Here is a 12,345-nt window from a genome sequence, read left to right as displayed (position 1 = left end):
CTTACGCCAGGCGCGGCCCGGCCACCGATGACGCATAAGGCCCTGAGTCGCCGCCCTAGGGCAGGGTGGCGTCCAGCACGCCCTTCATCCAGCGCGGGTGCTCCAGCACGCGGCCGCAGCCGATGGCCACGCAGGACAGCGGATCGTCGGCGACCGAGACCGGCAGGCCCGTCTGGTCGCGGATCTCGGCGTCCAGGCCGCGCAGCAACGCGCCGCCGCCCGTCAGCATGATGCCCTTGTCGGCGATGTCGGCGGCCAGTTCCGGCGGCGTCGCCTCCAGGGCGACCTTCACCGCTTCTATGATCTGCGACACCGGCTCGGCCAGGGCCTCGGCGGCCTGACGCTCGGAGATGCGCACCTCGCGGGGCACGCCCTGCATCAGATCACGGCCCTTGACCTCGATGGACAGGCCCTCGCCATCCGGCGGGACGCGGGCGGTGCCGATGTCCTTCTTGATGCGCTCGGCGGTGGTCTCGCCGATCAGCAGGTTATGGTTGCGGCGCATGTAGCTGATGATGCTGTCGTCCATCTTGTCGCCGCCGACGCGGACGCTGCGCGAATAGACGATGCCCGACAGGGACAGCACGGCCACCTCGGTGGTGCCGCCGCCGATATCCACCACCATCGAACCGGTCGGCTCATGGATCGGCAAGCCTGCGCCGATGGCGGCCGCCATGGGCTCGTCGATCAGGCCGACGCGACGGGCCGAGGCGTTCAGGCACGAATCGTTGATGGCGCGGCGCTCCACCGCCGTGGCGCCCGACGGCACGCACACGATCACCTTGGGGTTCACGAAACCCTTGCGGTTATGGACCTTGCGGATGAAGTGCTTGATCATCTCCTCGGCGACTTCGAAGTCGGCGATGACCCCGTCGCGCATGGGGCGGATGGCTTCCATGTGGCCCGGCGTGCGGCCCAGCATCTGCTTGGCCTCGATGCCCACGGCGTGGACGACCTTGCGGCCGCCGACGTTTCTCAGCGCCACCACCGACGGTTCGTTGAGCACAATGCCTTTGCCCTTCATGTAGATGAGCGTGTTGGCGGTGCCGAGGTCGATGGCGATATCGTTCGAGATGGCGCCGAAGAGAGAACCGAGCATGGGGGCGGGAACCGTGGGGTCTTGGGGCCTGAGGGCCGAGCCGCGATGATCGATCAGGCCTTTGGAGGGGAATCTTCAGGCCGCCGCTCGCTCGCAGACGGATGACGCGGTTTGCCCGTCCCGGCTTAGGATTTCAAGGGGCATGGAGCCCCTGCGGTCCATGCGCCGCAGGGGCCGCCCTTTATGGCGGGAAAGGGGCGGTTAAAGGGGCTCCAGCCCTTCGACCTTCAGCACGCGCTGGACAGCCGGGCGCGCCTGCACCGCCTTCAGGTGAGCGTTCAGCTTGGGGAAGCGCGCCTTGTCCAGCAGGCCGGCCGAAAAGGCCCAGCGTTCAAAGACGTAGAGATAGCCGTCGGACAGGCTCCAGTCGCCCAGCGCCCACGGCTCCTTCATCAGATGGGTCTCGACCATGTCCAGCTTGGAGAGCGCCAGCTCGGTGGCGTCGGTCTTGGCCTGGCCCTCCAGGGGCGGGCGCGAGAACAGCACCTTGCCCAGCGCCGGGTGCACCGAGCCTCCCAGATAGGCGTTGAAGGACACGAACTGGGCGAAGCCCCACGGATCTTCCGGCGCCAGGTCTTTCCCGGGATGACTGCGCGCGATGTAGGCCAGAATGGCCACGTTCTCGGACAAATTGCCTTCGGCCGTGGCAAGGGCGGGCGTCGACCCCTTCGGATTGACGGCCAGATACTCGGGCGTCCGCTGCTCGCCGGCGCGCAGATCGATCTTCTTCAGGTCGTAGGGCGCGCCCGCCTCCTCCATGGCGATATGCGAGGCGAGGGCGCAGGCGCCGGGCGAGTAGTAGAGCGTGGGCATCGGAAAGGTCTCCTTTGGCTGGCGTGGGAACGCTCAGATGGGGAGAGGTTTTCCAACCGCAACCGATCAGGTTTCAGTATTTGGGTCGAAGTCGCCGTAGCGCTGACGGCGCCGCTTCATCCATTCGCGGAAGCCGAGCGAGACCGCCAGCGCCAGGAAACCGATGCCGGCCAGAATGGCCGAGCTCCAGACGCCGTCGCCCTCGACCGCCGTCATGACCGAGCCGCCGAAAAAGGCGATCAGGGCCGTCTTCGGGATCGACCCCAGGGCGCACCCGGCCAGAAAGGCCAGCAGGGGCGCACGGGCCGCGCCGAAAGCCATGTTCACGACGATGAACGGCGCGCTCGGCACATTGCGGATGATGAAGCTGGAGGAGAAGGCGTTATCGCTGACGAATCCGCGCAGGCGCCCCACGGTGCGCCCTCCCAGCCGGTCGAGGAACCGCCCGCCAGCCAGCCGCCCCACATAATAGGTCACGGCCGCCGAGACGATGGTCGCCACCCAGGCATAGGTGAAGCCCAGCCAGGGCCCGAACGCCACCACGCAGGCCGCGATCAGCAGGAACTGGGGCGCGCCTATGAAGGCGGTCAGGGTGAACAGCAGGATCGTCACCACCAGGGCCCAGGGACTGCCGGCGAACCCGGCCAGCCAGCCCTCGACCCGCGCCTCCACGTCCGGGCCGATCCCCGCCTTGCCCACCAGGAACACGGCGGTCAGGCCGATCAGGATGACCGCCGTCGCCGCTGCGGCGCGCCAGCGGCGGGTGTCCATCTCGTGGAAGAAGGCGCGAAAGCGATACAGCATCGCCCCCGCCCTTACACGCCGACGTGCGGATTGGGGAGGCGCCGCTTCGTTGCCTCAACCCGTCCGCTTGCGTAAACCTCGCCGCGCAGTTTCCGGGACACGCCCATGAGTCTCCAATCCGCCGCCCTCTCGCGGGTGAAGCCCTCGCCCACCCTGGCCGCCTCGGCCAAGGCGCGCGAGCTGGCCCGCCAGGGACGCGACATCATCTCCTTGGGATCGGGCGAGCCGGACTTCGACACGCCCGACAACGTCAAGGAAGCGGCCATCGCCGCCATCCGCCGGGGCGAGACCAAGTACACCGACGTGGACGGCATCCCCGAGCTGAAGGCCGCCGTCTCGGCCAAGTTCAAACGCGAAAACGGCCTGGACTACGCCACCAACCAGATCCACGTGGCGCCGGGCGGCAAGGCCGTGCTGTTCAACGCCCTGCTGGCCACCCTGTCGCCGGGCGACCAGGTGATCGTGCCCGCGCCCTACTGGGTGTCCTATCCGGACATGGTGCTGCTGGCCGGCGGCGAGCCGGTCGAGATCGTGGGCAAGGCCGAGGACGGCTTCAAGCTGCGTCCCGAGGTGCTGGAGGCGGCGATCACGCCTCGCACGCGTTGGCTGATCCTCAACTCGCCGTCCAACCCCACCGGCGCCGCCTATTCGCGGCAGGAGCTGGCCGCTCTGGGCGCCGTGCTGGAGCGTCACCCCCACGTCTGGGTGATGACCGACGACATGTACGAGCACCTGGTCTACGACGGCTTCGAGTTCACGACCCTGGTCCAGGCCGCGCCCCAGCTCTACGACCGCACGCTGACGGTGAACGGCGTCTCCAAGGCCTACGCCATGACCGGTTGGCGCATCGGCTACGCCGGCGGGCCCAAGGCGCTGATCGACCTGATGCGCAAGGCGGAGGGTCAGACCACCTCCAACCCCTGCTCCATCGCCCAATGGGCGGCGGTCGAGGCCCTCACCGGCCCGCAGGACTTCATCGCCGAGCGCGCCGAGGTGTTCCGCCAGCGGCGCGACCTCGTGGTCTCAATGCTCAACCAGGCGCGCGGCCTGAAATGCGCCACGCCCCAGGGGGCCTTCTATGTCTATCCGTCCATCGAGGACCTGATCGGGCGCAAGACGCAAGACGGCGTGGTGATCGAGAACGATCAGGTCTTCGTCGAGCAGCTGCTCGAGAAGGAGGGCGTCGCCGTGGTCCATGGCGCCGCCTTTGGGTTGTCGCCCTTCTTCCGGGTCTCCTACGCCACCTCGACCGAAGTGCTGGAGGACGCCTGCGAGCGCATCCAGCGCTTCTGCGCCGGCCTGGCCTGAGGCGCTTCGCCAGTGGTCTTCGCCGCCGTTCTGACCGCGCTCGTCTCGGCCGCCCTGGCCGGGGTGCTCAGCGTCTGCGGGCCCGTGGACGCGCCGCGGGCGCGGGGTCTTCACCTGCATCCCACACCCACCTCCGGCGGACTGGCCGTGATGACGGCGACGGCGATCGGCCTGCTCACCTTTGGGCTGACCGAGCCGTGGGCCCCCGGCTGGCATCAGGCGGCCCTGCTGCTGGCCTGCGCAGGCGCCCTTGGCGTCTATGGCGCCCTGGACGACGTCATCGATCTGGGTTTCGCCGCCAAGCTGGGCGTCCAGCTGCTGATCGCGGTGCTGTTCGTGATCTTCGTCGGCCGGGTCGAGGCCCTGCCGATCCTGCCGGGCGTCGAGCTCCAGCTGGGCCCCTGGATCGGCGGCGCGGGCACGGTTCTGTGGCTGGTGACCATCGTCAACGTCTACAACTTCATGGACGGCTCGGACGGTCTGGCGCCGGGCGCCCAGGCCATCGCCCTGTTCATCCTGGCCCTGGCGGGCGCGCCCTGGCCGCTGATCGCCTTCCTGCTGCTGGCCGGTTTCGTCGCCAACCTGGCCTTCCTGCCGCTGAACCACCCGGGGCGCCGCCTGTTTCAGGGCGATGCCGGCGCGCTGTTCTCAGCCTTCCTGATCGGCGGCGGCGCGGTGCTGATCACCGGATCACCGGTGGCCGTGGCCAGCCCCTATCTGGCGGTGTTCGCCGCCGCGCCCCTGCTGACCGACGTGCTGCTGACGCTACTCGCGCGGGCTAAGGCCAGGGCCAACCTGGCCCAGGCGCACCGTGAGCATCTGTACCAGCTGTGGCTGACCAATACGGGCCGATCCGCCGGCGCCCTGGCCTGGCGCGTCTGGGGCCTGTGCGGGATCAGCGGCCTGCTGGGCTACGCCGTCGACCGTTTCGCGCCGGGCTGGAGCCTGCTCGCGCTGATCGTCGTGGTCGCCGCCCTGTCCGCAGGATGGTTCGCCGCGCGGCGCAGACTGGCGCCCGCCTAACTCCCGCGGGCCACGGAGAAATCCGCCAGCCGCTCCAGCGCCGACCGCCACGGTCCGTCGAAGCCGAGCAGCGCCGCCTTGGCCGCCTCGGCGTGGGCGCGCGCCTCGTCCAGGGTGGCTGCGACCGCGCCCGTCTGATCCAACAGCGCCTTGGCCCGCGCGAAGTCCTCCTCCGTCTGCTCCCGGCGCTGGATGGTGCGCCGCCAGAACTCGCCCTCCTCGGGCGTGGCGGCGATGGCCAGCAACAGCGGCAGGGTCACCTTGCCCTCGCGGAAGTCGTCCCCGGCGTTCTTGCCGAGCGCTGCGGCCTCGGCCTCGTAGTCGAGGGCGTCATCCACCAGCTGGAAGGCCAGACCCAGATGCCTGCCGTAGTCGCGCAGCGCCCGCACCCGCTCCGGCGGGGCCACGGCCGCGATGGCTCCGGACTCGGCGGCGGCGGCGAACAGCTCGGCCGTCTTGGCGCCGATGATCTCCAGATAGACCTCGCGCGGCAGCTCGATGTCGTGCGCTCGGGTCAACTGCAGCACCTCGCCCTCGGCGATCACCGACGAGGCGCGGGCCAGGCTGCGCAGGGCCTTCAGGCTGCCGGTCTCCACCATCAGCTCAAAGGAGCGGGTGAACAGGAAATCGCCCACCAGCACGCTTGAGGCCGCCCCCCAGATCAGGTGGGCCGCCGGCTTGCCGCGCCGAAGCGACGAGCCGTCCACAATATCGTCGTGCAGCAGCGTGGCCGCGTGGATGAACTCCACCGCCGCCGCCAGCTTCAGGTGATTGTCGTTGCCGGTCCCGCAGGCCCGCGCGGCCGCCACGGTCACCATGGGCCGCAGGCGCTTGCCGCCCGCCGAAATGAGGTGCCGGGCCAGGGCCGGGATGATCTCCACCTCGCTCTGCATCCGGTCCAGGATCAGGGCGTCGACCCGCGCCATGTCCTTGGCGGTCAGCGCCAGCACCGGCTCCAGGTCGGCGGCTGGATTGGCGATCGGGGCGGCGACGGCTGACAAGGCGAGGAGACTCCAGAACGCGCACAGCCCCGGATCGGGGGCCGCTTGCGGAACGGCGGCACAATGGTTAGGCGCCTTTTATGGGTCAAGCCGATCAAGCGCCATCCGTTAACGCGTTCTCGCGTGATCGGCTGCTGGGCGGCCGGGTCCTGCTGGATCAGCCGAAGGGCGGCTATCGCGCCGGCATGGACGCCGCCCTCCTGGCCGCCGCATGTCCGGCCGCGCCCGGCGAGCGGGTGCTCGACGTGGGCTCGGGCGCCGGAGCCGTGCTGGTCCAGTTGGCGGCGCGCAGGCCCGAGGTGCAGCTGACGGGGCTGGAGCGCGAGCCGGCCCTGGCCGCTCTCAGCCAGGCCAATGCGGCCCTCAACGGGATGGAGGGCCGCCTCGAGGCCCTGACCGGCGACGCCTTCCGCCCCTTCACGGCGCTTGAGCGCGCGCCCTTCGACTGGGTGCTGACCAACCCGCCCTTCTTCGACGGCGAGGCGGCCATTCGCGGCCCGGCCCCGGCGCGCCGCTCAGCCTGGATCGCCGATGAGGGCCTGCGCCCTTGGCTGGCCTTCATGCTCAAGGCGGTGAAGCAGAACGGCCGGCTGGTCATCGTCCACCGCGCAGACCGGCTGGGCGATATCCTGTCGGGCCTGGCCGAAAAGTGCGGCTCCTTCGCCGTCCGACCGGTCCACGCATACGCTGATGAGCCTGCCAAACGCGTCCTGGTGCTGGCGATCAAGTCGGGCAAGGCGCCGCTGCGCCTGCTGCCGCCGCTGGTCCTTCACGATCGCTCTGGCGGCAAGCACACGCCCGAAGCCGAGGCGATCCTCCGCGGCGAGGCAGCGCTGGGCTGGGACTAAGTCGCGCTCGATGAAGAAGCCGGGGGCGGCACGCGCCGCATCCGCACCAATTCCGCCTCGTCCCGCCACCGTCCCCGCGTGTAGACCCCCACCGGCCGAGCATAGGCGGCGACGGTCTCGAGCGGATTGGCGCTCAGAAGCACCAGATCGGCCTCCTTGCCGGCCTCCAGCACCCCAAGCCGGTCTCCAAATCCGAACACACGGGCCGGGGTCAGAGTCGCCGCCTGAAGGACCTCCAGGTTCGACAGGCCGAACTCCGAAAGAAGCGACAACTCGACCGCGTAGGACGAGGCCGGCGCCGAACAGAAGATGGGGGTGTCGGTGCCCGCCAGCAGGGGGACCCCCGCCTCATGCACCATGGAGAACAGGAACCTGCCCGCCTGGACGTAGGCCTGCTCCGCCTCCGCGTCTGGCGCGGCATAGGGCTGGAGATAGGTGTTACAGAGGTCCGCCTGCAAACCCTCAGGCGTCTCCGCCAGCAGGCGACGCGCCCGCTCCGGAGGCAGGGCCGTTGCGATCAAGGTGGGCGTCATGGCCAAGCCCGCTTCGGCGGCGCGGCGCCACATGGCCACGCAGGCCTCGCGATCCACGGCGGCCGCGAAGGCCGTGTAGATGGCCGGCACGCTCTCGCCTGAGTTCTGATAGCGCGAAGCGATGGTGCGGTTGAAATAGGCTTCAGGGTCGGGGCCGCAGCCCAGGAAGGTCCCAAACTCCACGTGCTCAACCGTGGACAACCCCAGCCGCGCCTGCTCGTCGATCGGGGCGCCGGGCTGGGCGTGACCGGCGATCCGCAAGCCATGGCGCCGGGCGACCGTCGCCAGCTCTCGCAGACGCCCAGGTTCGAACCCGGCATAGACCTTGATGAAGTCAGCGCCTGCCGCCGCCGCCTCGGCCACGGCAGCCTCTGTCTCGGCGGCGTTGCGCACGATGCGCTGCTGGGCCTTGTCGCCATAGGGTAGCTCGAAGGTCCAGAAAGCCGGGCCCGCCCCAATCACATGCGGCGCGTCCTCTGGGAGCTCGCGCAGCGCCGCCCGCGCGGCGGGTGAAGAGCCCATGTCCCGCACATGGGTGACGCCATAGGACAGGAAGGCCGGCCCTACTCGTCGGAGTTCGTTCGCGCCGTCATTCTGCAGGATGTGAACGTGCGCGTCCCACAGACCCGGGATGGCGTAGGCTCCATCGCCGTCCACAACGATCTCGGCGGCCGGCCGACTCGCTTGATTGCGACGGATCGAGACGATGCGGCTATCGCGGATCAGGATGGTCTGGCCGTATCGCACCTCGCCGGAGCGCACATCGACGACGTGGACGTCGCTGATCGCCAGGTCTGCAGGGGTGGCCGGCTCCAAGGTTGCGCAACCTGCGACCGCGAGCGGCGCCCCCAGGAGGGTGGTGAACGCCCCCAGCAGTCTCTTCCAGAATTGCGCCATGCCGCCCCCCAGGTTTCCTCCCTGTTACGGGGCTCACCAGCCTGCGGATCGCCAACCCGCGTGATCCGAACTTTTTGGACTTCAGCCGGCGTCCTTGGCCACGTCCTCCAGCCGCCTGGTGGCTGCCTCGATGGGATGGTCCGCAAAGGCCTGGCGCAGGCGCATCAGGTCGGGCGACCCCGCGTCATAGTCGGCCATCAGCCGGCGCACGAAGTCCCCGCTGCGCACCTCGGCCATGACCTGATCCATGGCGGCCCTGGCCTCATCGCCCACCACGCGCGGCCCGGTCAGATAGGCGCCGTACTCCGCCGTGTTGGAAATGCGCTCGAAGGCCCCGGCCATGCCGCGCGCGACCATCAGGTCGGTGACCAGCTTCAGCTCGTAGAAGGTCTCGAACCAGGCCACCTCGGGCGGGTATCCCGCCGCGACCAGCTTGTCGAAGGCGGCGCGGACGATCTCGGGCACGCCCCCGCACAGCACCACCTGCTCGGCGAACAGGTCGCTCTCGCACTCGGCCTTGAAGCTGGTCTCCAGAATGCCCTTGCGCCCACAGCCCAGGGCCGCGGCGTAGGACAGGCCTAGCGCATGGGCGCCGCCCGTGGCGTCCTGATGCACGCCGAACAGGCAGAAGACCCCCTGCCCCTCCACATAGAGATCGCGGATGCGCGGCCCGATTCCTTTCGGTGAGGCCAGGATCACGTCCAGTTCCGGCCCCGGCGCCACCAGCCCGAAGTTCACCGACAGGCCATGGGCGAAGATCAGGGCCGCGCCGGGCCTCGCATTGGGCTCAAGCTCGTCGCGCCACAAATCTCGATGCGCCTCGTCAGAGGTCAGCACGGCGATGACGTCCGCCCCCGCTGCGGCCTGACCCGCCGTCAGCACCTGAAAGCCGTCAGCCTCGGCCACGGCGCGCGTCTTCGACCCGGCCTTCAGCCCGACCATGATGTCGGCCACGCCTGAGTCGCGCAGGTTCAGCGCATGAGTCCGGCCCTGGCTGCCATAGCCGATCACCGCCACCCGCTTGCCGCGGATAATCGACAGGTCGCAGTCGCGGTCATGGAAAACGGGCAGGGGCATGCTTAGGTCTCCGCTCATGACCACCGACCTTAACCCATCCGACGTCGTCGGCTTCTGGAAAGCGGCTGGCCCCGACAAGTGGTACGCCAAGAATGACGCCTTTGACGCCGCCTGCATCACTCACATGCTGGACGCCCACCTGGCCGCCGCCGCGCGCGAGCTCGACGCCTGGGCCGAGACGGCCGAGGGCTCGCTGGCGCTTCTGATCCTGCTCGATCAGATCCCGCGCAACGTCTATCGCGGCACGGCGCACCAGTTCGCCACCGACCCCCTGGCGCTGCAGTTCGCCCGCCGCGCGGTTGAAGCCGGTCATGACCAGCAGATCGAGGGCGACATCCGCCGTTTCTGCTACATGCCCTTCCAGCACTCGGAGGACCTGGCCGATCAGGAGCAGTCCCTCAAGCTGTTCCAGGCCATGGACCGCGACCCGTCCGACCGTTGGGCCGAGCATCACCACGGCGTCATCGCCCGCTTCGGCCGCTTTCCGCACCGCAACGCCGTGCTGGGCCGGGCCACCACGCCGGAAGAAGCGGCCTTCCTGAAAGAGGACGGCTTCAAGGGCTGACCGCGCCGCGCTAGACGGTCGCCATGGCCGAGACACCCGTTGATGCGCTGACCGAAGATCAGGCCCGCGAGGAGCTGGCCCGCCTGGCCCACGAGCTGGCCAGGCACGACGTCCTCTATCACCAGCAGGACACGCCCGAGGTCTCGGACGCCGAATACGATGCGCTGAAGGCGCGCAACGCCGCCATCGAGGCGCGCTTTCCCGATCTGATCCGTCCGGACAGCCCCAGCCTGAAGGTGGGCGCCGAGGTCTCCAGCCAGTTCGCACCGGTCAAGCACGGCGTGCCGATGCTGAGCCTGGACAACGCCTTTGACGCCGCCGAGGTGGCCGACTTCGTCGCCCGCATCCGACGCTTTCTAAAGCTGGACGAGGCGGAGCCCGTCGCCTTCGTGGCCGAGCCCAAGATAGACGGCCTGTCCGCCAGCCTGCGGTACGAAAAGGGCGTCTTTGTTCAAGGCGCCACGCGCGGCGACGGCCGCACCGGCGAGGACGTGACCGCCAACCTGCGCACCATCGCCGATATTCCTAATCGGCTTGCGGGCGAGGATTGCCCCGAGGTCATCGAGATAAGGGGCGAGGTCTATGCGCCCAATGACGCCTTCGACGCCTTCAACCGCGCGGCTGAGGCGACGGGCACGCGCACCTACGCCAATCCCCGCAACTTCGCCGCCGGCTCCCTGCGCCAGAAGGACCCTGCCATCACGGCCAAACGTCCCTTGCGCTTTTTCGCCTACGCCTGGGGCGAACGCAGCACCGACTTCGCCGACACTCAGTGGGGCGCGCTACAGGCGCTGAAGGCATGGGGTTTCCGGGTCAATCAGCGGTCGCGCCGGGTCGAGGACGCAGGCGGGCTGCTTGGTCTGTACGAACAGCTCCAGACCGACCGGGCGGGGCTCGGCTATGACATCGACGGCGTCGTCTACAAGGTGGACCGCCTGGACTGGCAGCAGCGGCTGGGCTTCGTGGCGCGCAGCCCGCGCTGGGCCATCGCCCACAAGTTCCCGGCCCAGCAGGCCCAGACGGTGCTGGAGGGCATCGACATCCAGGTAGGCCGCACCGGCAGTCACACCCCCGTGGCGCGCCTGCATCCCGTCACCGTCGGTGGCGTCGTGGTCCGCAACGCCACCCTGCACAACGCCGACGAGATCGCCCGGCTGGACGTGCGGATCGGCGACACCGTCACCCTGCAGCGCGCGGGCGACGTCATCCCCCAGATCCTGGGCGTGGTGGATGCCGACCGGCCTGGCCGCAGCGCGCCCTACGCATTCCCCCAGACCTGCGCCTGTCCGCTGAAGACGGCCCTGGTCAAGGAGACCACCGCCTCGGGCGTCGAGTCTGTCGTGCGCCGCTGCACCGGCGAGCTGGCCTGTCCCTTCCAGAAGATCGAACACCTCAAGCACTTCGCCAGCCGCCGCGCCTTCGATATTGAAGGTCTTGGGGAAAAGCAGATCGCCGCCTTCGTGGAGCGCGGCTGGATCAACGAGCCCGCCGACATCTTCAGCCTGGCCCGCGACGAGGACCGGCTGGCCCAGCTTCGCCAGGAGGAAGGCTACGGCGAGACCAGCGTGAAGAACCTCGTCGAGGGCATCGACGCCCGCCGCACCATCAGCCTGGATCGCTTCATCTACGGCATGGGCGTGCGCGACATCGGCGAGCAGACCTCTCTGGTTCTGGCGCGCGCCTTCGAAAGCTGGACCGCCTTCGAGACCGCCTGCGTCGCGGCGTCGGAAGGCGTGCCGTCCGAGGCCTGGGAGCGTCTGGCGGACGCTCACGCCGTTTCGCCCCGCGTCGTGGCTGCGCTGGCCGAGGCGAACCTGTCGCCCGCCGATCCCTGGCCCGAGGCGCCGTTGGATCAGAAGATCGCCCTGGGCCTGCCGGGCCTCGCCGCCCCATCCCGGCGTGGGCTGGCGAGCCTGATCGAGGACTGGTCCGGCTTGGTCGAACTGGCCCGCGTCGCCCGCGAGGAGGGTCCCTCCGACGCCCTGAACCAGATCGCGGGCGTGTCCGGTGTCGGCCCCGTGGCGGCCCGGGCGCTCGCCCTCTTTTTCCGGGAGCCGCACAACCGCGCCATGGTCGACGCCCTGGTCGCCCAGCTCGACAGGATCGAGGACGCAGAGCGGCCCAAGACCGACACCGCCGTGGCCGGAAAGACCGTGGTCTTCACCGGCGCGCTGGAGCGCTTCACCCGCGACGAGGCCAAGGCTCGCGCCGAAAGCCTGGGCGCCAAGGTCTCGGGCTCGGTATCGAAGAAGACTGACTATCTGGTGGCCGGACCGGGCGCGGGCTCAAAGCTGGCCGACGCCCAGAAGCATGGCGTAAAGGTGCTGACCGAGGACGAATGGCTGGCCCTGATCGGCGGCTGAGAGGGAGGGATGAG

The 12,345-nt window shown here is 69.3% G+C and carries 11 protein-coding genes; 5 read left to right on the top strand and 6 right to left on the bottom strand.

Going from position 1 to position 12,345, the window contains the following annotated elements; translation table 11 throughout:
* Nucleotides 1-55 precede the first annotated feature (55 nt).
* The 3 genes from Q0812_RS02115 to Q0812_RS02105 all read right to left on the bottom strand — a co-directional run bounded on the left by Q0812_RS02115 (nucleotide 56) and on the right by Q0812_RS02105 (nucleotide 2,716).
* Complete coding sequence (locus Q0812_RS02115; protein WP_302108646.1) at nucleotides 56-1,099, bottom strand: rod shape-determining protein; 1,044 nt, start codon at nucleotides 1,097-1,099, stop codon at nucleotides 56-58.
* A gap of 201 nt (nucleotides 1,100-1,300) precedes the next feature.
* Complete coding sequence (locus Q0812_RS02110) at nucleotides 1,301-1,912, bottom strand: glutathione S-transferase family protein (RefSeq protein ID WP_302108645.1); 612 nt, start codon at nucleotides 1,910-1,912, stop codon at nucleotides 1,301-1,303.
* 66 nt (nucleotides 1,913-1,978) lie between these two features.
* The gene (locus Q0812_RS02105; RefSeq protein ID WP_302108644.1) at nucleotides 1,979-2,716 is read right to left on the bottom strand and encodes a TVP38/TMEM64 family protein; all 738 of its coding nucleotides are present in this window, start codon (nucleotides 2,714-2,716) and stop codon (nucleotides 1,979-1,981) included.
* 105 nt (nucleotides 2,717-2,821) lie between these two features.
* Here Q0812_RS02105 and Q0812_RS02100 point away from each other — a divergent pair, with 105 nt between their 5' ends.
* Together Q0812_RS02100 and Q0812_RS02095 are read left to right on the top strand one after the other, a co-directional pair.
* Complete coding sequence (locus tag Q0812_RS02100) at nucleotides 2,822-4,024, top strand: pyridoxal phosphate-dependent aminotransferase (protein ID WP_302108643.1); 1,203 nt, start codon at nucleotides 2,822-2,824, stop codon at nucleotides 4,022-4,024.
* A 12-nt stretch (nucleotides 4,025-4,036) separates the two neighbouring features.
* A complete protein-coding gene (locus Q0812_RS02095; protein ID WP_302108642.1) occupies nucleotides 4,037-5,047 on the top strand; it encodes an MraY family glycosyltransferase in 1,011 nt (336 codons plus the stop codon).
* On the opposite strand, the gene Q0812_RS02090 is transcribed toward Q0812_RS02095, so the two are convergent.
* Nucleotides 5,044-6,048 (bottom strand): polyprenyl synthetase family protein, encoded by a 1,005-nt coding sequence (locus Q0812_RS02090; protein ID WP_302108641.1) that lies wholly within the window; start codon nucleotides 6,046-6,048, stop codon nucleotides 5,044-5,046. The genes Q0812_RS02095 and Q0812_RS02090 overlap by 4 nt on opposite strands.
* Before the next feature lie 80 nt (nucleotides 6,049-6,128).
* Here Q0812_RS02090 and Q0812_RS02085 point away from each other — a divergent pair, with 80 nt between their 5' ends.
* Nucleotides 6,129-6,896: a tRNA1(Val) (adenine(37)-N6)-methyltransferase gene (locus Q0812_RS02085; RefSeq protein WP_302108640.1), complete on the top strand. Its 768-nt coding sequence runs from the start codon at nucleotides 6,129-6,131 to the stop codon at nucleotides 6,894-6,896.
* On the opposite strand, the gene Q0812_RS02080 is transcribed toward Q0812_RS02085, so the two are convergent.
* Nucleotides 6,893-8,326, bottom strand: coding sequence for an amidohydrolase family protein (locus tag Q0812_RS02080; RefSeq protein WP_302108639.1), 1,434 nt, complete (start codon nucleotides 8,324-8,326; stop codon nucleotides 6,893-6,895). The genes Q0812_RS02085 and Q0812_RS02080 overlap by 4 nt on opposite strands.
* Before the next feature lie 81 nt (nucleotides 8,327-8,407).
* Nucleotides 8,408-9,403, bottom strand: a complete 996-nt coding sequence (gene ilvC / locus Q0812_RS02075; RefSeq protein WP_302108638.1) for a ketol-acid reductoisomerase — start codon at nucleotides 9,401-9,403, stop codon at nucleotides 8,408-8,410.
* A 16-nt stretch (nucleotides 9,404-9,419) separates the two neighbouring features.
* Here ilvC and Q0812_RS02070 point away from each other — a divergent pair, with 16 nt between their 5' ends.
* Both Q0812_RS02070 and ligA read left to right on the top strand, forming a co-directional pair.
* Nucleotides 9,420-9,968 carry a DUF924 family protein gene (locus Q0812_RS02070; protein ID WP_302108637.1) on the top strand — a complete coding sequence of 183 codons (549 nt, stop codon included), beginning with the start codon at nucleotides 9,420-9,422 and terminating at the stop codon, nucleotides 9,966-9,968.
* A 23-nt stretch (nucleotides 9,969-9,991) separates the two neighbouring features.
* Nucleotides 9,992-12,331 carry an NAD-dependent DNA ligase LigA gene (gene ligA, locus Q0812_RS02065; RefSeq protein WP_302108636.1) on the top strand — a complete coding sequence of 780 codons (2,340 nt, stop codon included), beginning with the start codon at nucleotides 9,992-9,994 and terminating at the stop codon, nucleotides 12,329-12,331.
* Nucleotides 12,332-12,345: the final 14 nt, after the last annotated feature.

The organism is Peiella sedimenti, assembly GCF_030504955.1.
In the GTDB taxonomy this organism is placed as follows: domain Bacteria; phylum Pseudomonadota; class Alphaproteobacteria; order Caulobacterales; family Caulobacteraceae; genus Brevundimonas; species Brevundimonas sedimenti.
Note: the sequence above shows the minus strand (reverse complement) of the source record. Positions and strands in the feature narration are given on the sequence as shown.